This window comes from Symbiopectobacterium sp. Eva_TO, assembly GCF_053848865.1.
Window position 1 is genome coordinate 779,575 of sequence record NZ_JBSPEY010000004.1, and the last position, 20,161, is coordinate 799,735.

The window sequence follows — 20,161 nt, forward strand, 5'->3', positions numbered from 1 at the left end:
GGTTTTATCCGGGGCAAGAGCGCTACGATACCTACTCTGGGCGCGTCGTGCGACGTTTTCAAGGCTCAATGCAAGAGTGGCAAAGCATGGGCGTGTTGAATTATGTGTATTAGCTCAGACCTGATCTGACAGTTACCGGTTATTTATACAGGTGTCTGTCAGATTAAATCTGGTTCAGATTTTTTTCTGCCCAGACTCGTTTACCATCAAGTAACGTGGCCATTGGCGTACGCCCGCAGCACATTTTACCCTGATGAGTTCGCTCATTATTGTAATGCCACAACCAGTTGTCCAGATCCTTTTGTAGACTTTCTAGGTCCTCGTATAACGTCTTACGGAACGCAACCTGATAAAAATCCTGCAAAATAGTTTTATGGAAGCGCTCGCAGATACCGTTTGTCTGCGGAGACATCGCTTTCGTTTTCGTATGGTCTATATCGTTGATAGCCAAGTACAGCTGATAGTCATGTTGTTCCACTTTACCGCAGTACTCCGTCCCCCTGTCCGTCAGTATTCTTAGCATTGGCAGCCCCTGAGCTTCGTAGAACGGCAGCACGCGATCATTGAGCAGGTCGGCGGCAGAGATCGGTGCTTTACTCGTGTAAAGCTTGCAGTGCGCCACTTTCGAGTACGTATCCACGAACGTCTGCTGGTAGATACGGCCAACACCTTTCAGATTACCCACGTAGAAGGTGTCCTGCGACCCCAGATAACCCGGGTGAGCAGTCTCTATTTCACCACAGGCTTCGTCGTCGTGCGCCTTCTTCTCCAGTGCAGCGATTTGAGCATCAGTAAGTACGATGCCTTCTCTGGCAACTTTTTCCTCAAGTGCCTTCAGGCGTTTACGAAAGTTTTCCAGATCGTGTCGTTGCCAGATGGAGCGCACACCGCTGCCAGAAATGAAGACGCCTTTTTTACGCAGCTGATTACTGGTCCGGTGCTGGCCATGAGCCGGGAACTCAATGGCGTAATCAACAACCGCACGTTCAGTGGCTTCATCAGCACGGTTTTTCAGGTTGGGAACCCGGCGGTTTTGGTTAACCAGAGCGTCAATGCCGCCTTCTGCCGCCAGTTCCTGATAGCGATAAAACGTGTCGCGTGACACCCCCATGATTTTACAGGCTTTTGATACGTTACCGAGTTCTTCGGCGAGATTGAGCAGGCCGGCTTTGTGTTTGATGATGGGATTGTTAGTATGAAGCATGAGAGTTACCTCGTGTTTTGTATAAGGATTCGACACCCATATCAAAACCGGTAACTCTCAACCTTTCAAGGTCCAGTGTCAGATCAAGTCGCGACTAATACAAATTATGAAATGGAGTCGGCCACGCTGCTCACCATGTGTTCCAGTCAGGGGTTGCGGGCGGGCATGGTCGCAGGCGTCATCGTCAACCGCACCCAGCAGGAAACACCGGATGTTGCGACGATGAAACTGGCGGAAACCGCTGCCGTTACGGTGGTGCTGGATGCTGCACGCCGGTTATTGAGTGCCTGAGTTTTCCGCCACGTATTGCAAGGAGTTGTATGACAACATCAGCACCACGCCATCCCTCTTTGGTTGCGTTAGAGGGCGGCATCAATTTCCGTGATTTAGGTGGATTGTATACCGCAGATGGGCAACGTATTCGCCCGCGCAAACTGTTCCGTGCAGGCTCGTTGGATCAGCTGAGTGCCGCTGACTGTGAGCACCTGGCCGGTGTTCCCGTGTCGCACGTGGTTGACTATCGTGACCCGGATGAAGTGACGACCAAGCCTGATATTCTATGGGAAGGAGCACATTATCACACGTGCCCCGCCAACCCGATTCGCCACGAGGTCACGGCCAGTCTGGAGTCGTTGGGTTCAGATCAGCTCTCTGCGTTTGACTCACAGGTCTTTATGCTGGAACTCTATCGGCGTTTGCCTTTCAACAATCCCGCCTATCGTCAACTGGTTGCCCTGTTGCAGAGACCAGAAGAAGGGGCACTGGTGCAGCACTGTGCTGTCGGCAAAGATCGTACCGGCATCGGCTCCGCTCTGGTGTTGTTTGCGCTCGGGGTGGATGAAAAGACGGTGATGGAAGATTATCTGGTTACGGACATCACCCTTGCGCCTTTTCGCGAGCAACTGCTGACATCGCTGGCCGATACGCTGAATGAGAAAGCGCTGTCGCAATTCTCCTTTGTGCTCTCGGTTCAGGAAGCCTTTCTGGCGACCGCACTGCGAACTATCAAAGAACGCTATGGTTCTATAAACCGTTGGCTGGCGACGGACTATGGGCTGGATGATGACGCGCGCTACCAATTGCAGCGTAAGTATCTGGCTGACTAAGTAAAGCAAGGCGATATCCCGCCTCAATGTGAGGCGGGAACAGAGCGGTGTTGCGGTTAGCCCGTGTTGCGCATACCGGCTGCCACGCCGGCAATGGTCACCATCAGCGCCAGTTCCACCTCTGGGCTGGGGTTTTCCTGCTCACGCGAACGGTGTAACAGCTCGGCTTGCAGCACGTTTAACGGGTCGGTATAGACGTTACGCAGCGCAATAGACTCAGCAATCCACGGCAAATCGGCCAGCAGATGGTCATCGTTGGAAATCCGCAGCACCACGTTGATATCTGCCGCCAACTGGTCGCGCAACTCTTTGCCCAACGGCCACAGTTTTTCGTCGACCAGACGCTGATCGTAGTATTCCGCCAGCCACAGGTCCGCCTTGGCGAACACCATTTCCAGCATCCCGATACGCGTGGAGAAGAACGGCCAGTCGCGGCACATGGTTTCCAGCGCTTTCTGCTGACCATTTTCCACGATTTTTTGCAACGCCGCGCCCGCGCCCAACCAGGCTGGCAGCATCAGGCGGTTTTGCGTCCAGGCAAAAATCCACGGAATGGCGCGCAGGCTTTCTACACCACCGTTAGGACGGCGCTTGCCCGGACGTGAGCCGAGCGGCAGTTTACCCAGTTCCAGTTCCGGCGTTGCGGCGCGGAAGTAAGGCACAAAGTCGTGATTTTCACGCACATAACCGCGATACATATCGCAAGACACGCGAGAAAGCTCATCCATGATGTCGTGCCATTCAGGTTTCGGCTCTGGCGGCGGCAGCAGATTGGCCTCAAGGATAGCACCGGTATAGAGCGACAAACTGCTGATGGTCACTTCCGGTAAACCCAATTTGAAGCGGATCATTTCTCCCTGTTCGGTGACGCGCAGGCCGCCTTTCAGGCTGCCCGGCGGTTGTGACAGCAGGGCGGCGTGAGCCGGTGCGCCACCGCGACCGATAGAGCCGCCGCGTCCGTGGAAAAGCGTAAGCGCAATGCCTTCTTTCTCGCAGGTTTTGATCAGTGCTTCCTGCGCGCGGTATTGCGCCCAGGAAGCCGCCATCACGCCCGCATCTTTGGCGGAGTCGGAATAGCCGATCATCACCATCTGCTTGCCCTGGATAAAGCCGCGATACCAGTCGATACCCAGCAGTTGCTTCATCACATCGTCGGCGTTGTTCAGGTCATCCAGCGTTTCAAACAGCGGAGCGACTGGCAAGGCGAAGGGACAACCCGCTTCTTTTAACAGCAGGTGCACGGCCAGCACGTCGGATGGTGTGCGCGCCATGGAGATCACGTAAGCGGCGATAGAGCCCTGCGGCGCTTCGGCGATCACCTGGCAGGTATCCAGCACTTCTTTGGTTTCTGCGCTCGGTTCCCACTGACGGGGCAACAACGGACGTTTGGAACTTAATTCTCGAATCAGGAACGCCTGCTTGTCGGATTCAGACCAGCTTTCGTAGTCGCCCAGCCCAAGGTTGCGGGTGATTTCCGCCAGTGCTTCCGTATGACGCGTGCTTTCCTGACGCGCATCGATACGAACCAACGGCACGCCGAAACAGCGCACGCGGCGCAGGGTATCGAGCAGTTGGCCGTCGGCGATAATGCCCATGCCACAGGCATGCAGCGATTGGTAACACGCGTGCAGCGGTTCCCACAGCTGTTCGTTGTGTTCCAGCAGATCGTGCGGACGCAGCGTGCGCTCGCCCTTCAGGCTGCCCTCAAGGTAAGTCAGGGTCGCGTTAAGCTGCGCACGCAGGGATTTCATAATAACGCGATAGGGTTCCTGGACTTCTTCCCCTTCTGCGATACCGGCGCGCTCACGCAGCTCCGGTGTGCATTCCGACATGGAAATCTCGGACACCAGTACCTGAATATCACGCAAAAACAGGTCTGCGGCTTTCCAACGGCTTAGCAGCAAGACGTGACGGGTAATTTTGGCGGTCACGTTTGGGTTGCCGTCGCGGTCGCCACCCATCCAGGAGGTAAAGCGCACGGGGACAGAATCCACCGGCAGGCGGAATCCAAAGGATTTTTCCAACTGCTCATCCAGCTCGCGCAGGAAGGCTGGCACCCCTTCCCACAGGCTGTTTTCCACCACGGCAAAGCCCCATTTGGCTTCATCTACGGGGGTTGGGCGGATCTTACGGATCTCATCCGTATGCCACGACTGGGCGATCAACTGACGCAGACGGCGCATGATCTGGTTGCGCTCATAGTCTGCCAGATCGTTGTGATCTAGCTGTTTCAGGCAGGTATTTACCTCAACCAGCTTATGAATCAGCGTGCGACGGGTAATTTCTGTCGGGTGCGCGGTCAGCACCAGTTCAATGGAGAGCGTCTCCACCGCGTCACGAATATCCCGTTCGCTTAAGTGTGCCTGCGCTTTCAGACGATCGAACGCCTGAGATAAAATTTCCGGGTTGCTGGCCGCTTCGCCGTGTGGCGAAATTGAGTGATATTGCTCTGCGGTGTTGGTCAGATTAAGGAATTGGCTGAAGGCGCGCGCGACTGGGAGCAACTCCTCATTGGAGAGATTTTGCAGCGTGTTCAACAGCTCCTGACGGTGCTTTTCATTGCCTGCACGGGACGATTTTGACAGCTTACGGATCGTCTCGACCTTATCAAGAATACTCTCTCCTAATGCATCCTTGATGGTGTCACCAAGAAGTTTACCCAGCATGCTCACATTACTTCGCATCGCGGAATATTGTTCGTTCATATTTACCCTGACCCATCTCTATTTTTTGTAAGTTTGTTTCATAGAAAGACGCAAAACGCTACCTTCATCTAGCCACGCCCTGCGGGATTCGTCAATTGACGATTGGTTGTTTTATCACCCTGCCAGTTTTACCCCACCTCGTTATACACAAGTCCGCAACGCCTTATATGCCAAGGGTTAGCGGGCTGAAATAGGCAGCCGGTGGGGTTGTAAATGAAGTGAAACCGACGTGTACTATCGCCATTTACGGCGCTGAAAAATGACACGGGATTCAGATGGCTGGGCACACCAAGAACTGGAAGGGGTAAATCTTGGTGACACGAGGCTCAATAAGCGTGCCAAAGGGCTTTTGATACGGCTGACTGAAAATCCGCAAGCCAGCATTCCGCATGCGTGCCTCGGATGGTCTGAGACGCTGGGTGCTTACCGCTTCATGGAGAACCAAGCATTCGAATGGCGAGACATTCTGCAACCTCACTGGCAGCGTACGCAGGAAAGGATCCGAGAACACGAGTGTAGTGGCACACTGATACTGGCCACCTGAGCGGAGGTGATATGCTCACCTCATCAACACGACAGGTGACCTCATGGGTAAACATTTTACGGCGGAATTTAAGCTCGAAGCCGCAAAGCTGGTTGTCGACCACGGCTACACATACGTTAAGGCCGCAGAGGCGGTTAATGTCAGCCATTCTGCCATTAGTCGCTGGGTCAATAAGCTTCGCCTTGAACGACAGGGAAAAACGCCAACGGGACTTCCTCTTACCCCTGAACAGCTCGAGCTGCGTGAGATGAAGAAAAAAGTCCAATGCCTTGAAATGGAGAACGAAATCCTAAAAAAGGCTACGGCGCTCTTAATGTCGGACTCACTCAACGGTTCACGGTAGTCGACAGGCTGAGGGCGCGATACCCGGTCACGGCGTTGTGCCAAACTTTTGAGGTACATCGCAGCAGCTACAGGCACTGGCAGGCTTCCGCTAATGAACCCGACGGTGAGCGCGTGGTTAAGTGTAGTCGCGTCATGGAAGCCTGGAACGCCAGCGGCGGCTCTGCCGGCGCTCGAAGTATCGCGACCATCGTCACCGGCAGCTCCGGTGTCAAAATGGGGCGCTGGCTGGCTGGCAAGCTGATGAAGGAGCTGGGTATCGCCAGCTGCCAGCGACCGGCTCACAAATACAAACGCGGCGGCAATGAACACGTTGAAATACCGAACTATCTCAACCGCCAGTTCGCGGTTACCGCGCCGGATCAGGTCTGGTGCGGCGATGTGACCTACATCTGGACGGGCAAATGCTGGGCTTACCTTGCGGTGGTGCTAGACCTGTTCGCCCGCAAACCGGTGGGCTGGGCCATGTCGACGTCGCCGGACTCGGCGCTGACAGTTAAAGCGTTGCAGATGGCCTGGGAACTCCGGGGACAACCAACAGGAGTCATGTTCCACAGCGACCAGGGCAGCCACTATACCAGCCGTCAATACCGGCAAGCCCTGTGGCGCTGCCGGATAAAGCAGAGTATGAGTCGGCGGGGTAACTGCTGGGATAATGCGCCAATGGAGCGGTTCTTCCGCAGCCTGAAGACAGAATGGGTGCCGACAAAGGGTTACAACAGCTTCAGCGAAGCCCAGGACGCGATTATCCGCTACATCACGGGGTATTACAGCGCTATCCGGCCTCACTGGTATAACGGCGGCTTAACTCCAAACGAATCTGAGCGACTGTTCTACATACAGTCTAATGCGGTGGCCAATATTAGTTGACCACTACAGGGATACGAGCGAGTTGCTGAACTCGCCTCGGAGTTGCCAAACACACGTCTGGTGTACTTAGCCGATCGCGAAGCGGATATCAAGGCGTTGATGCAGCTCGCTGATGACCTTGGCACTCCGGCTGACTGGTTGATCCGCTCGACTCATAATCGCAGTCTGGACTGTAATGAGAAGCTTTGGCAGAAGGTTGGAAAGACCGTGCCGGTGGGAGAAATCCAATTCGTTATGGCGGCTCGCGCGGGGCAGAAGGCGCGTACGGTGAAACAGGCGCTGCGCGTGAAGCGAGTGTCGCTGCGTTGCGGGTTGGCAGTGACTTGTGTGATAGCCAAGGAAATTGAGCCGCCAGCAGGCGTGAAGCCGGTCGAGTGGCGGTTGCTGAGCAATCGCGTACCTGAAGGACGAGAAGATATCGTGGAGCTGATCGACTGGTATCGGGCTAGATGGGAAATCGAGATGTTCTTCAATGTGCTGAAGAACGGCTGCTGTGTCGAAGCGTTACAGTTATCGACCGTGGATCGCATTGAGCGGGCATTGGCGCTGTTCATGATCGTGGCATGGCGCATCGCCTATTTAATGCGTATGGGACGAACCTGTCCAGAGCTAGACGCAATGTTGTTCTTTGATTCCGACGAGACTCATGGCGCTTACCTACTGATGAACAAGCGTATGCCCAAGGGCCGCCCTAAGCTAAACGAAGTATTGCGCTTAGTTGCGCAACTCGGAGGCTTTCTTGCTCGAAAAGGCGACGGTGAACCAGGCGCAAAAACTATCTGGAAAGGCTTGCAGAAAGTCATGACGGCCGCCGAAACGCTACGCGCGCTCAGGCACGAACAGAGATGTGTATAACGAGGTGCTTCTACGTGGGTAATCTGAAAGGTGTTGGCCGTATCTACCAGCAGACGTTCGTGGATACGTACTCGAAAGTGGCGCACTGCAAGCTTTACACGAGTAAAGCACCGATCTCTGCCGCCGACCTGCTCAATGATCGCGTGCTGCCGTTCTACGAAGCTCAGGGGCTGCCAATGCTAAGAATACTGACGGACAGGGGGACGGAGTACTGCGGTAAAGTGGAACAACATGACTATCAGCTGTACTTGGCTATCAACGATATAGACCATACGAAAACGAAAGCGATGTCTCCGCAGACAAACGGTATCTGCGAGCGCTTCCATAAAACTATTTTGCAGGATTTTTATCAGGTTGCGTTCCGTAAGACGTTATACGAGGACCTAGAAAGTCTACAAAAGGATCTGGACAACTGGTTGTGGCATTACAATAATGAGCGAACTCATCAGGGTAAAATGTGCTGCGGGCGTACGCCAATGGCCACGTTACTTGATGGTAAACGAGTCTGGGCAGAAAAAAATCTGAACCAGATTTAATCTGACAGACACCTGTATAAATAACCGGTAACTGTCAGATCAGGTCTGAGCTAATACAAATAATTGCCTCTGGATAAATAAATGCTTTTCATATTCGTTCGTGGCCGTTTATTTTCGTTTACTTTAAATCAGAGCATCAGTGATTATATTTATTTCTGCATTCGACAGGTGTAAAATATTTCCTGTTCAGACATAACTAAATCCTTGCAATACTTTTTGTGGTAGCGGCGGTTATCCTTCACACAGTAACCGCTGCGCTTTTTTATGGTGTTGCAGGTTTATTCCCAAACAGACAGAGATGCCATGAAAAAATTAATTGAATTGCGTCAGCAAAAAACGGCGATTGCTGAACAGATGCGAACCCTATTAACGCAATCTGAACAGGAAAAACGCAGCCTGAATGACGAAGAAGCGAAACAGTTTGATGAATTACGTTCACAGGCTGATGCGCTGCATACCGATATTTCCCGCTATGAAGCCATTGTCGAGGAAACACGCTCCAAGACTGATATCACTCCCCCGGCAAGCCAGCCGCTTACCAACGCAGAATTACGCCACTATGTGATGACCGGTGATACTCGTTCATTATCAACCAGTACGCCAGCCGATGGCGGCTACACGGTTATCCCCGAACTCGACAAACAGATTATGCGCCGTCTGACGGATAACTCTGAGATGCGGCAGATTTGTACCGTGAAGCGGGTTCACAGCAACGAATATAAAAAACTGGTGTCGCTGGGTGGGGCTACTGTCACGCACGGCGTAGAGGGCACTGCACATGCAGAAACGAATACCTCAAAGTTAGCCGAGGTCAGCATCAAGCTCTTCCCGATATATGCCTATCCAAAAACCACGCAGGAAATTCTTGATTTTAGCGACGTCGATATTCTCTCCTGGCTGACCGAGGAAATCGCCGACACCTTTACCGAGACCGAAGAAACAGATTTGGTTACGGGGGATGGCGACAAAAAAGCTAAAGGCTTTCTGGCCTATACCCGTGAAGCCAAAAATGATAAAGACAGAGAGTTTGGCAAGCTGGAAAAACTCGTTACTGCTGGCACAGCACCCACAGCAGATGAACTGATTGACCTGATATTCAAGCTGAAGAAGCAATACCGCAAAAATGCCGTATGGGTAATGAACTCCAATACCGCCGCAAGTTTACAGAAGCTCAAGAATACTAACGGGGATTATATCTGGCGCGACCGGATGCAGGCAGGCGACCCGGATATGTTGCTGGGCCACCCGGTACATTACCTCGAATACATGCCGGATGCCGCAGCAGGCAAGCCCGTATTGGCGGTAGGCGACTTCAAGCGCGGTTATACCATCGTTGACCACGAGACCGGCACCCGTAACCGCCCGGATAATATTACTGCACCGGGTTTCTTCAAGCTGCATAGTAGTAAATATCTGGGCGGCGGGCTGGTTGACTCCAACGCTATCAAAGTGCTGGAAATCAAAGCGGCAGCGAGCGGCGGAGCGGGTGGTTAAGGGTGACTCACTCAATGAATACCCATGATATCGAAATCCGCACAGCCACCCTTACCCGGAAAGACCAGACGCTGACCGGGTATGCGGTGAAGTGGAATAGCCGTTCACATGTGCTGTTCGATGAATTTGTTGAACAGTTCGCCCCCTATGCCTTCCGTGACCATCTGGCGGCAGGTCAGGATGTGTTGGCGCTCTGGGAGCATGACCCCAAGAGCTTATTGGGTAGAACGGCTTCCGGCACACTGGCATTGCATGAAGATGAAACAGGGCTGCACTTCGCCCTGAATCCCCCGGATACGCAGTTAGGCCCATATCGTTATACACATCTTTCTAACGCACTGTTTAATCAATGAGTTACGGGTTTATCTCAGAGTGGCATTTTGAACCTCAAAAAGCCAATGGGATGGCTTGAATGCCTTAATTCACGGGGTTCTGAGCATCCTGTTCAAAAAATGGCCAAAAGATGTGTATAACGATATGGTTTTACCCCCCTGTTGTTGTACCTGCTTTCGTGTGGGATTGGCAATTGGTGAAATTTAATTACATCTGTGCGCAGATTAGGGGCGTTTATTACGCCCCTCCTTTCACGTTTACCGGCAGAAATGTTGCACCATCAGGGTGATCAACTTATGCGTTGGGGCGATAAATGCGGTGTCGATATATTCATCCGGCTGGTGGGCTTGTTCGATCGAACCGGGGCCGAGCACCAGCGTCGGGCACAGCGTCTGGATAAACGGCGCTTCGGTGCAGTAGTTCACCACATCCGTGGGCACGCCCAGCAATTTCTCAATCACGCCTACCAAGGCGTGATTCACTGGGCATTCATAGCCGGGGATCGGCGGATGCAGCTCGCTGACGCTCACGCGTCCCGGCCAACGCTCGCTCACTGGCGCCAGCGCTTCCGTCACCAGACCGTTTAAATCGTTCAGCGTTAATCCTGGAAGTGGGCGGATATCCATATGCAGTTCACAGCAGGCACAGATGCGGTTGGCCGCATCGCCACCGTGAATATGGCCGAAATTCATGGTTGGATAGGGGATATGGAACGCCGCGTTGTGATAACGGGTTTGCAGCGTATTGCGCAACACCATCAAGTGGGAGATGGCATCGTGCATCAGTTCGATAGCGTTTACGCCGCGCGAAGGATCGCTTGAATGGCCGGATTGCCCCTGAATCCGCACTGCGTTTGACATATGGCCTTTGTGGGCGCGAATCGGTTTCAACGATGTTGGTTCGCCAATGATGGCGCAGTCCGGGCGTATCTGCGTAGATTCAGAGAAATATTTGGCGCCTGCCATGGTGGTCTCTTCATCGGCGGTGGCCAGCACGTAAATTGGTTTGGTCAGCGTTGCCGGATCGATGTCGCGCAGCGCATCCAGAATAAAGGCGAAGAAGCCTTTCATATCCGCAGTGCCCAGCCCGTAAAGCTTGTTATCGTGTTCTGTCAGGGTAAAGGGATCGCGCGTCCAGCGGCCATCATCAAACGGCACCGTATCGGTATGCCCGGCCAGCAGCAAGCCACCCTGGCCTTGGCCGATGCGCGCCAGCAGATTGAATTTATGCCGCGTACCGGGCACTGGCTGTACCTCAACGTGAAAGCCCAAATCGGCAAACCATCCGGCGAGCAGATTGATTAATGCTTCATTGCTCTGATCGAGCGCCTGATCGGTAGCGCTGATGGAAGGCGTCGCGATCAACGCCCGATACAGCTCAATAAATGGGGGTAAATTCATCTTCACTGTTGACAGCCTTATGTTAGGATAGTATCAATATTCATGCATTTATTTTGAATAAAAATACAATAACGCGTAGCGAAAGGAAACTGTTTCTAACCCTTGGATGAGACATTACATGATAGTCTACACTTGCACCGGTCGAATACCGTTATCAGGTTTGGCGTTTTGTAGATACCCTGTTTTAACGACATTGTTTTTAACGATGCACTGTTTACATTATTTTAGTGGAAGGTATGCAGATCCCATGCTGAATACGTTGATTGTTGGCGCAAGCGGTTATACTGGCGCTGAACTTGCACTCTATCTGAATCGTCACCCTCAGATGAACCTTACCGCACTTGCGGTATCCGCGCAGAGCGTTGATGCGGGCAAACGCATTTCTGATCTGCACCCTCAACTGAAAGGCATCATCGATTTGCCGGTACAGGCGCTGACGGATGCCGCCGAAGCCGCCAAAGGCATCGATGTGGTGTTTCTGGCGACCGACCATAAAGTGAGTCACGATCTTGCGCCGGTGTTTCTGGCCGCAGGCTGCGTGGTGTTCGATCTCTCCGGTGCGTTTCGCGTGCAGGATGCTGAATTTTATCGCCGCTACTACGGTTTCGAGCATCAACACGCTGACTGGCTGGCGCAGGCGGTGTATGGCCTGGCCGAGTTTCAGGCGGAGCGCGTCAAGCAAGCGCAGCTGATTGCCGTCCCCGGTTGTTACCCGACGGCGTCACAGCTGGCACTGAAACCGCTGGTGGATGCGCAACTGCTCAACACCGACCAGTGGCCGGTTATCAATGCGGTCAGCGGTGTGAGCGGAGCCGGACGTAAAGCGTCGCTCACCAGCAGCTTCTGCGAGGTGAGCTTGCAACCTTATGGCGTGTTCAATCACCGCCATCAACCCGAAATTGCGACCCACCTGGGCATTCCGGTTATCTTCACGCCGCATCTGGGGAATTTCGCGCGCGGGATTCTGGCGACCATTACCTGTCGCCTGAAGCCTGGGGTCAGCGCGCAGGATGTGGCGGAAGCTTACCACAATGCCTATCACGACAAACCGCTGGTGCGCCTCTACGATAAATGGGTTCCGGCGCTAAAATCGGTTGTTGGCTTGCCGTTTTGTGATATCGGTTTCTCCGCACAGGATGAGCACCTGATCGTGGTCGCTACGGAAGACAACCTGCTTAAAGGCGCGGCGGCGCAAGCTGTACAGTGCCTGAATATTCGTTTTGGTTTCCCTGAAACCCAATCTTTGCTCTGACATAATCCTGAGGCACGAAAGCGATGAATCCGTTAATTATCAAACTGGGCGGTGTGTTACTGGACAGCGAAGAAGCGCTGGAGCGTCTGTTTACGGCGCTGGTTGCCTATCGTGAGCAATACCAGCGCCCGCTGGTCATTGTGCACGGCGGCGGCTGCCTGGTGGATGACCTGATGAAAAAACTGGCGCTACCCGTAGTGAAGAAAAATGGGCTGCGCGTGACACCAGCGGATCAGATCGACATCATCACCGGTGCGCTGGCGGGTTCGGCCAATAAAACGCTGCTGGCTTGGGCGAAGAAACACGCCATCAACGCGGTGGGTTTGTGTCTGGCGGATGGCGGCATGACCACGGTAACGCAGTTGGATGAATCCTTGGGTTACGTGGGTAAAGCACAGGCGGGTTCTGCCGATCTGCCCAATGCGCTGCTGAGCGCCGGGTATCTGCCAATCGTCAGTTCTATCGGTATTACCGAACAAGGCGATTTGATGAACGTTAACGCCGATCAGGCCGCAACCGCGCTCGCGGAGACGCTGGGTGCCGATTTAATCCTGTTGTCGGACGTGAGCGGTATCCTCGATGGTAAGGGGCAACGTATTGCGGAAATGACCGCGCAGAAAGCAGAGCAGTTGATTGCGCAGGGGATTATTACCGATGGCATGATCGTTAAAGTCAACGCGGCGCTGGATGCGGCTCGCGCGCTGGGTCGCCCGGTAGATATCGCCAGTTGGCGTCATGCCGATCAACTGCCCGCGCTGTTTAACGGCACGCCGATTGGCACGCGGATTCTGGCGTAAATCTGTTAATCTGTAAGACATTTCCGTTGGCTGAAAGGCAACGGAAGCGAGCATGCGGGTCCGCCCGCATGGTTACAAGACATTGAAGCACATTTTGGGAGTATCGGTTATGGCGTTGTGGGGCGGTCGTTTCAGTCAGGCGGCAGATCAGCGGTTCAAACAATTTAATGACTCGCTGCGGTTTGATTACCGTCTGGCGGAGCAAGATATCGTCGGCTCCATCGGCTGGTCAAAAGCGCTGGTGACGGTCAATGTTCTCAGCGAACAGGAACAGCAGCAGTTAGAGCAGGCTCTGAATGCGCTGCTGGCCGAGGTGCAAGCTGATCCGGAACAGATTCTGCAAAGCGACGCCGAGGACATTCATAGCTGGGTAGAGCAGAAACTGATCGACAAAGTGGGCGATTTGGGTAAAAAACTCCACACTGGCCGCAGCCGTAACGATCAGGTCGCCACCGATCTTAAACTTTGGTGTAAAGCGCAAATCAGCGAACTGCAACTGGCCGTGCGCCAACTGCGTTCCGCGTTGGTGGCTACCGCTGAGGCGAATCAGGATGCGGTGATGCCAGGTTACACCCATTTGCAGCGCGCTCAACCGGTGACCTTTGCCCATTGGTGTCTGGCTTACCATGAAATGCTGGCACGCGATGAAAGCCGCCTGGAAGATACGTTAAAACGCCTTGATGTCAGCCCATTGGGCTGCGGCGCGTTGGCAGGGACGGCCTATCCTATCGATCGTGAGCAACTGGCAGGCTGGCTGGGTTTTGCGTCTGCCACGCGTAACAGTCTGGACACGGTGTCAGACCGCGATCACGTGCTGGAACTGCTCTCTAATGCCTCGATCGGCATGGTGCACCTGTCACGCTTTGCCGAAGATCTGATCTTCTTCAACAGCGGTGAATCCGGGTTTGTTGAACTGTCCGATCGTGTGACCTCCGGTTCATCCCTGATGCCGCAAAAGAAAAACCCGGATGCGCTGGAGCTGATCCGCGGTAAATCGGGTCGAGTGCAAGGCGCGCTGACCGGCATGATGATGACGCTCAAAGGCTTGCCGCTGGCGTACAACAAGGACATGCAGGAAGACAAAGAAGGGCTGTTCGACGCGCTCGATACTTGGCATGACTGTCTGATGATGGCGGCACTGGTGTTTGAAGGCATTCAGGTCCGTCGTCCACGCTGCCAGGAAGCGGCGCAGCAGGGTTACGCCAATGCGACCGAACTGGCAGACTATCTGGTGGCAAAAGGCGTTCCGTTCCGCGAAGCGCACCACATTGTCGGTGAAGCCGTGGTGGAAGCAATTCGGCAGGGTAAGCCTCTGGAAGCATTGCCGCTGGCGGATTTGCAGAAATTCAGTGCCACCATTGGCGATGACGTGTATCCCATCCTGTCGCTGCAATCCTGTCTGGAAAAACGCGCGGCCAAAGGCGGTGTGTCACCACAGCAGGTAGCACAGGCGATTGCCGACGCCAAAGGGCGTCTGTAACGCTGATAGCGCTCTGTCACCTGTATCAGAGCCGGATTTCCGGCCCTTTTTTATTCAGCCAATAACCATAAGTCATAACGCAAGACGCCTCGCATTTTAACCATTTCACCGCCGACAACGATGCCGCTTTACGTTGGCCTGCGCTATTCTTTCTGGACATACATACAGTATCACTTTACCTTGACGGACAGTGGCGATAACGAAAGGAATGCGACGTGGATATCACCCTCTTTTACGGTGTAGGCGGCGGGGCGGTCGGAGTGCTGGTGGGATGGCTGGTTGCCAGCCTGCGTTACCAGCAACGCCGCGCCCGACAAGAAACGGAACAACGTATACAAGAACAAGCGTTACAGCAGGCACAAAGCGCGGTACGTGAGCTTCAGCTTGCGCGTGATAAGGACGAACAGCGCCTGCGTCAGGATGATATGGAACTGCGTTTGATGCACGGTAAACTCACCGCCCATCAGGAAAAGCTGCTGGTCATGGCCCGGTTGCAAGAGGAGTGCAACCAGCTCAACCAGGAATTGCGCGCGCTGCGCGAAGCAAACGGTGCGCAGGAAGCGGAACTGCGTGAAGTCACCATCCGTCTGGAAGAGACGCGCCTCGCTGCTGAGGAAAAACAGCGCTTGTTAATCAACAGTGAGCAACACCTGACTACACAGTTTGAAAATCTGGCTAACCGGATTTTTGAGCACAGCGGTCGCCGGGTGGATGAACAAAATCAACAGAGCCTTGATAAACTGCTGACGCCGCTGCGGGAACAACTGGACGGTTTTCGTCGTCAGGTCCAGGAGGGTTTCGGCAGTGAAGCGCGTGAGCGCCACACGCTGGCGCATGAAATTCGCCAGTTGCAGCAACTCAACGTGCAAATGGCGCGAGAAGCGGTCAACCTGACGAAAGCCCTGAAAGGCGATAATAAAACCCAGGGGAACTGGGGCGAAGTGGTGCTGGGACGCGTGCTTGAGGCTTCGGGCCTGCGTGAAGGCCATGAATACCAAACGCAGGTCAGTATCCAGACGAGCGCAAACGGACGCATGCAGCCGGATGTGATCGTTCGTCTCCCACAGGGCAAAGATGTGGTGATTGATGCCAAGATGTCGCTGGTGGCCTATGAGCGCTACTTTAACAGCGAGGACGAAGGGGAACGCGCCAGCGCACTCAACGAGCATATCGCCTCCGTGCGCGGGCATATCCGCCTGCTGAGCAATAAGGACTATCAGCAATTGCCGGGGCTGCGCTCGTTGGACTATGTGCTGATGTTTATCCCCGTCGAGCCTGCTTTTCTGGTTGCTATCGACCGCCATCCTGAATTGATCAGCGAAGCCCTGCAACACAACATCATGCTGGTAAGCCCTACCACGCTGCTCGTCGCGTTACGTACCATCACCAATCTGTGGCGTTATGAACAGCAAAGCCGCAATGCGCAGCAGATCGCCGATCGTGCCTCTCGGCTGTACGATAAACTGCGCCTCTTTGTGGAAGACATGGCGGCATTGGGGCAAAGTCTGGATAAATCACAGGTTAGCTATCGGCAGGCTATGAACAAACTGGCTTCCGGGCGCGGTAATCTGATAGCCCTGGTAGAAGGTTTCCGTTCCCTTGGTGTTGAGGTTAAGCGTACCATAAACCCCAACGTGGCAGAGCAAGCGGTGCTCTCTGCTGAGGCTAACGACGAGACCGGGCGGCTGTCTCAGCCGTCTGAAGCAATGCAAACTGACATCCCGACCAGCGGAGAACAACCTGCCAGTGCAGACGTGGGAATATCGAACCAGCTGTGATGCGTTGCGTATGTTCACGTTTTACAACTTTATTCAGTGCATCAGAGCGATGGGTTTTTAAGCCTGGTCTGTTACACTCTCCCCATTAAGGGGTAGTTTCAAAATTCGATGTTCCTCTTCGATTGTTGATGCGAAACGCACACAGACACGCCAAGCTCGTGTTGCGCATAACGCTCGACAGCGCAATGTGAGCTGTGAGTCTAGCCGAGAGTGCGCAAAGGGGATTGACCACAATTCTGATTTGGAAAAGTAGGGCGAAGAACATGACGAACGATCCGGAGAAAACCACGCATTTTGGTTTTCGTACTGTCGATAAAAACGATAAAGAGGCCATGGTAGCGGGCGTATTTCACTCCGTAGCGGGAAAATATGACCTGATGAACGATTTGATGTCCTTCGGGATTCATCATGCCTGGAAACTATTTACCATTGAGTGCAGCGGCGTCCGGCGCGACCAGCGCGTGCTGGATCTGGCGGGCGGAACGGGGGATTTGACGGCTAAATTCTCACGTCTGGTCGGCGAAGCGGGGGAAGTGGTGCTGGCCGATATCAATGCTTCCATGCTGAAAGTGGGACGCGAAAAGCTCCGCAATCTGGGGATTATTGATAACGTCAGCTATGTGCAGGCCAATGCGGAGGCGCTGCCCTTCCCGGATGACTACTTTGACTGCATCACCATTTCTTTCGGTTTACGCAACGTGACGGATAAAGACAAAGCGCTGCGCTCCATGTTCCGCGTCCTGAAGCCCGGCGGCCGTTTGCTGGTGCTGGAGTTTTCCAAACCTATGTTGAAACCGCTCAGCAAAGTCTACGATTTCTACTCATTCCATGTTTTGCCGCGTATTGGCGATATGGTGACCAAAGATGCGGGCAGCTACCGTTATTTGGCAGAATCGATACGTATGCATTCGGATCAGGAAACGCTGAAGGGCATGATGGTGGATGCGGGCTTTGACAGTGTAAACTACTTCAACCTCACGGGAGGCATTGTCGCGTTACACCGTGGGTTCAAATTTTAAGTTGTTTTATAGTGGGAAACGCTGATGCTGATAACGTCTGTGCTGACTGCCGCGCTGGAAACGGCGTTAAATAGCCTGCTTTTTCGCGAACGTAGCTTGAAAGCGGCGCGCCAGCGACTACAGGGAAAAACGCTCAAAATTGTGTTAGCAGAGCTGCCAATGCCGCTGGTATTGGTCTTTGGTGAGCACCGCGTTGATGTGGTAAGCCAGTGGGCTGATACGGCGGATTGTCAGTTAGAAACCCGGATACCCGCATTGCTCACATTGCGCGATCGCCAGCAGCTTTCATCGCTGATGCGTCGTGGTGAACTGGTCATTGAAGGGGATATGCAGGTTGTCCAACACCTTGTCAATCTATTGGATTTGGCAGAGTGCGACCCTGCAGAGTGGCTTGCGCCTTACACGGGCGACGTTGTTGCGCAAGGCATTGGTCAGACATTACAAGGCGCGTTTCGCGGTGCGGCCCGTTTGTTCGATCGCCAGCGGCGTTATTTGGCAGAAATCGTAACGGAAGAGTGGCGGCTTGCGCCTGGGCGTTTAGAAGCGGCCTGGTGGTATGATGAAGTGGCCGCGTTAAGCGATGACGTCGATACGCTGGCGGCACGACTGGCGAAGTTGGAGTCTGCCGCATGACGCCAAGTGAATTGCTACGCCTTTACCACATTATTCGCGTCATGTTGAGCTATGGGCTCGATGAACTGATCCCGCATTTGCGCATCACCTTACCGTTGCGTATCTGGCGCAAATTCCTGTTCTGGATGCCAAACCGCCATAAGGACAAACCGCTTGGTGAACGTTTGCGTTTGGCGTTGCAGGAATTGGGCCCAGTGTGGATCAAGTTCGGTCAGATGATGTCTACTCGACGCGATCTTTTTCCACCGGAGATTGCCGATCAGCTCGCTATCCTTCAGGATCGCGTCGATCCTTTTGACGGAAAACTGGCTCGTGAGCAGATCGAACTTTCGATGGGGGGCATTCCACTCGAAAGTTGGTTTGATGATTTTGAAATAGTGCCACTGGCCTCTGCGTCTATCGCACAGGTACATACTGCGCGGCTCAAAACAAACGGCCAGGAAGTGGTTATCAAGGTCATTCGTCCTGATATCCTCCCTGTCATCAAGGCTGATATGCGGCTGATGAACCGTTTGGCGGGCTGGTTGCCGATGCTGTTACCGGATGGACGACGCTTGCGCCCGCGAGAAGTAGTGCATGAGTACGAAAAAACCCTGCTTGACGAATTAAACCTGCTGCGTGAAGCGGCAAATGCCATTCAATTGCGCCGTAACTTTGATGGCAGCCCGATGCTGTATATTCCGGAAATCTATTCGGATTATTGCAGTGAAAACATGCTAGTCATGGAGCGTATCTACGGTATTCCGGTCTCAGACGTTGAGGCGCTGAAAGCCAACGGCACCAATATGCCGCTGCTGGCGGAGCGCGGCGTGCAGGTGTTCTTTACTCAGTTGTTCCGCGACAGCTTCTTCCACGCCGATATGCATCCGGGAAATATTTTTATCAGCTATGAACACCCTGAAAACCCGCAATATATCGGTATTGATTGTGGCATCGTTGGGTCATTGAACAAAGAAGATAAGCGCTATCTGGCAGAAAACTTCATTGCCTTTTTCAATCGCGATTATCGTCGCGTTGCTGAACTGCATGTGGATTCCGGCTGGGTGCCTGCCGATACTAATGTTGAAGAGTTTGAATTTGCGATTCGCACCGTGTGCGAACCCATTTTTGAAAAGCCGTTGGCAGAGATCTCCTTTGGGCATGTGTTATTAAACTTGTTCAATACGGCGCGCCGCTTCAACATGGAAGTGCAGCCACAGTTGGTCTTGTTGCAAAAGACGTTGCTCTACGTTGAAGGTGTAGGTCGCCAGCTTTACCCGCAGTTGGATTTATGGAAAACAGCCAAGCCTTTTCTGGAGTCGTGGCTGAAAGATCAGATGGGGGTTGCTGCACTGATTCGCGGATTGAAAGAAAAGGCCCCCTTCTGGGCGGAAAAACTGCCGGAAATTCCCGAGTTGATTTACGATGGTTTGCGGCAGCATCGGCTGCTGCGGCACAGTGTTACACAACTGACAGATGAACTGCGCATGCAGCGAGTGCGTCAAAGTCAGTCGCATTATTTACTTGGCGTTGGCGCGACGTTGCTGCTGGCTGGGTTACTCATGTTGGTGGGGCGTCAGGATCTCCCGAAAGTGATTTCGGCGGGGTTAATGGCCGCTGGTGTTGTGAGCTGGGTCATTGGTTGGCGTCGTACACGTTGAAGCAGATCATGACAGGCGCTATTAATAGCCGTATATAATAGTTGCGGCTTTGACCTTATATGCCTTTCCGCCGCAGGAAAAAAGCGTTGCAGGAAACGCAAACCGAGCGCATCCTCTGGGCATGCATTCTCTAGGTAAGAATAACGCGCGGTGACTCGTTTTTGGACAAAATG

The 20,161-nt window shown here is 53.5% G+C and carries 15 protein-coding genes and 4 pseudogenes; 16 read left to right on the top strand and 3 right to left on the bottom strand.

The features are described 5' to 3' along the window. Positions 1–2 precede the first annotated feature (2 nt). Positions 3–104, top strand: a pseudogene (locus tag ACWWJF_RS06015) (uridine phosphorylase); the annotation flags it as partial. A gap of 59 nt (positions 105–163) precedes the next feature. On the opposite strand, the gene ACWWJF_RS06020 reads toward ACWWJF_RS06015, so the two are convergent. Then, positions 164–1,204, bottom strand: coding sequence for an IS481 family transposase (locus tag ACWWJF_RS06020; protein WP_455868673.1), 1,041 nt, complete (start codon positions 1,202–1,204; stop codon positions 164–166). 99 nt (positions 1,205–1,303) lie between these two features. Here ACWWJF_RS06020 and ACWWJF_RS06025 point away from each other — a divergent pair. Both ACWWJF_RS06025 and ACWWJF_RS06030 read left to right on the top strand, forming a co-directional pair. Then, positions 1,304–1,495: pseudogene (locus ACWWJF_RS06025) on the top strand (uridine phosphorylase); the annotation flags it as partial. A 29-nt stretch (positions 1,496–1,524) separates the two neighbouring features. Beyond that, on the top strand, positions 1,525–2,310 hold the full coding sequence (locus ACWWJF_RS06030) for a tyrosine-protein phosphatase (RefSeq protein WP_455868948.1): 786 nt from the start codon (positions 1,525–1,527) through the stop codon (positions 2,308–2,310). A 56-nt stretch (positions 2,311–2,366) separates the two neighbouring features. On the opposite strand, the gene ppc is transcribed toward ACWWJF_RS06030, so the two are convergent. Next, positions 2,367–5,015 carry a phosphoenolpyruvate carboxylase gene (ppc, locus tag ACWWJF_RS06035; protein ID WP_455868949.1) on the bottom strand — a complete coding sequence of 883 codons (2,649 nt, stop codon included), beginning with the start codon at positions 5,013–5,015 and terminating at the stop codon, positions 2,367–2,369. Between the two features lie 259 nt (positions 5,016–5,274). Here ppc and ACWWJF_RS06040 point away from each other — a divergent pair, with 259 nt between their 5' ends. The 6 genes and pseudogenes from ACWWJF_RS06040 (at position 5,275) to ACWWJF_RS06065 (ending at position 10,009) form a co-directional block, all read left to right on the top strand. Further along, positions 5,275–5,559 carry an IS4/Tn5 family transposase DNA-binding protein gene (locus ACWWJF_RS06040; RefSeq protein WP_455868950.1) on the top strand — a complete coding sequence of 95 codons (285 nt, stop codon included), beginning with the start codon at positions 5,275–5,277 and terminating at the stop codon, positions 5,557–5,559. A gap of 43 nt (positions 5,560–5,602) precedes the next feature. After that, positions 5,603–6,771 (top strand): IS3 family transposase gene (locus ACWWJF_RS06045; RefSeq protein WP_455868400.1). Its coding sequence is split into 2 segments (ribosomal slippage): positions 5,603–5,858 and positions 5,858–6,771, totalling 1,170 coding nucleotides; the frame shifts between segments, so codons are not numbered across the junction. A 6-nt stretch (positions 6,772–6,777) separates the two neighbouring features. Continuing rightward, a pseudogene (locus tag ACWWJF_RS06050) lies at positions 6,778–7,626 on the top strand (IS4 family transposase); the annotation flags it as partial. Positions 7,627–7,634: 8 nt separating this feature from the next. Then, positions 7,635–8,162, top strand: a pseudogene (locus ACWWJF_RS06055) (integrase core domain-containing protein); the annotation flags it as partial. A gap of 303 nt (positions 8,163–8,465) precedes the next feature. Next, complete coding sequence (locus tag ACWWJF_RS06060; protein ID WP_455868951.1) at positions 8,466–9,656, top strand: phage major capsid protein; 1,191 nt, start codon at positions 8,466–8,468, stop codon at positions 9,654–9,656. Between the two features lie 14 nt (positions 9,657–9,670). After that, positions 9,671–10,009, top strand: coding sequence for an HK97 family phage prohead protease (locus ACWWJF_RS06065; protein ID WP_455868952.1), 339 nt, complete (start codon positions 9,671–9,673; stop codon positions 10,007–10,009). A gap of 237 nt (positions 10,010–10,246) precedes the next feature. On the opposite strand, the gene argE is transcribed toward ACWWJF_RS06065, so the two are convergent. Next, positions 10,247–11,395: an acetylornithine deacetylase gene (argE, locus tag ACWWJF_RS06070; RefSeq protein WP_455868953.1), complete on the bottom strand. Its 1,149-nt coding sequence runs from the start codon at positions 11,393–11,395 to the stop codon at positions 10,247–10,249. 241 nt (positions 11,396–11,636) lie between these two features. Here argE and argC point away from each other — a divergent pair, with 241 nt between their 5' ends. The 7 genes from argC (at position 11,637) to ubiB (ending at position 19,988) form a co-directional block, all read left to right on the top strand. Then, positions 11,637–12,641, top strand: a complete 1,005-nt coding sequence (gene argC / locus ACWWJF_RS06075; protein WP_455870955.1) for an N-acetyl-gamma-glutamyl-phosphate reductase — start codon at positions 11,637–11,639, stop codon at positions 12,639–12,641. A 23-nt stretch (positions 12,642–12,664) separates the two neighbouring features. Next, the gene (gene argB / locus ACWWJF_RS06080) at positions 12,665–13,438 is read left to right on the top strand and encodes an acetylglutamate kinase (protein WP_222159753.1); all 774 of its coding nucleotides are present in this window, start codon (positions 12,665–12,667) and stop codon (positions 13,436–13,438) included. Between the two features lie 109 nt (positions 13,439–13,547). Further along, complete coding sequence (argH, locus tag ACWWJF_RS06085) at positions 13,548–14,918, top strand: argininosuccinate lyase (RefSeq protein ID WP_455870956.1); 1,371 nt, start codon at positions 13,548–13,550, stop codon at positions 14,916–14,918. A gap of 215 nt (positions 14,919–15,133) precedes the next feature. Beyond that, complete coding sequence (gene rmuC, locus ACWWJF_RS06090) at positions 15,134–16,696, top strand: DNA recombination protein RmuC (RefSeq protein ID WP_455868954.1); 1,563 nt, start codon at positions 15,134–15,136, stop codon at positions 16,694–16,696. Positions 16,697–16,959: 263 nt separating this feature from the next. Then, positions 16,960–17,715 (top strand): bifunctional demethylmenaquinone methyltransferase/2-methoxy-6-polyprenyl-1,4-benzoquinol methylase UbiE, encoded by a 756-nt coding sequence (ubiE, locus tag ACWWJF_RS06095; RefSeq protein WP_455868955.1) that lies wholly within the window; start codon positions 16,960–16,962, stop codon positions 17,713–17,715. A 24-nt stretch (positions 17,716–17,739) separates the two neighbouring features. Beyond that, positions 17,740–18,348 (top strand): ubiquinone biosynthesis protein UbiJ, encoded by a 609-nt coding sequence (ubiJ, locus tag ACWWJF_RS06100; protein ID WP_455868956.1) that lies wholly within the window; start codon positions 17,740–17,742, stop codon positions 18,346–18,348. Next, a complete protein-coding gene (gene ubiB, locus ACWWJF_RS06105; RefSeq protein ID WP_455868957.1) occupies positions 18,345–19,988 on the top strand; it encodes a ubiquinone biosynthesis regulatory protein kinase UbiB in 1,644 nt (547 codons plus the stop codon). The genes ubiJ and ubiB overlap by 4 nt, the downstream gene beginning before the upstream one ends. Positions 19,989–20,161 lie beyond the last annotated feature (173 nt).

Coding starts and splice junctions, on each gene's coding strand:
- ACWWJF_RS06020 (WP_455868673.1), bottom strand. CDS start 1,204: ATGCTTCATACTAACAATCCCATCATCAAACACAAAGCCGGCCTGCTC.
- ACWWJF_RS06030 (WP_455868948.1), top strand. CDS start 1,525: ATGACAACATCAGCACCACGCCATCCCTCTTTGGTTGCGTTAGAGGGC.
- ppc (WP_455868949.1), bottom strand. CDS start 5,015: ATGAACGAACAATATTCCGCGATGCGAAGTAATGTGAGCATGCTGGGT.
- ACWWJF_RS06040 (WP_455868950.1), top strand. CDS start 5,275: ATGACACGGGATTCAGATGGCTGGGCACACCAAGAACTGGAAGGGGTA.
- ACWWJF_RS06060 (WP_455868951.1), top strand. CDS start 8,466: ATGAAAAAATTAATTGAATTGCGTCAGCAAAAAACGGCGATTGCTGAA.
- ACWWJF_RS06065 (WP_455868952.1), top strand. CDS start 9,671: ATGAATACCCATGATATCGAAATCCGCACAGCCACCCTTACCCGGAAA.
- argC (WP_455870955.1), top strand. CDS start 11,637: ATGCTGAATACGTTGATTGTTGGCGCAAGCGGTTATACTGGCGCTGAA.
- argB (WP_222159753.1), top strand. CDS start 12,665: ATGAATCCGTTAATTATCAAACTGGGCGGTGTGTTACTGGACAGCGAA.
- argH (WP_455870956.1), top strand. CDS start 13,548: ATGGCGTTGTGGGGCGGTCGTTTCAGTCAGGCGGCAGATCAGCGGTTC.
- ubiE (WP_455868955.1), top strand. CDS start 16,960: ATGACGAACGATCCGGAGAAAACCACGCATTTTGGTTTTCGTACTGTC.
- ubiJ (WP_455868956.1), top strand. CDS start 17,740: ATGCTGATAACGTCTGTGCTGACTGCCGCGCTGGAAACGGCGTTAAAT.
- ubiB (WP_455868957.1), top strand. CDS start 18,345: ATGACGCCAAGTGAATTGCTACGCCTTTACCACATTATTCGCGTCATG.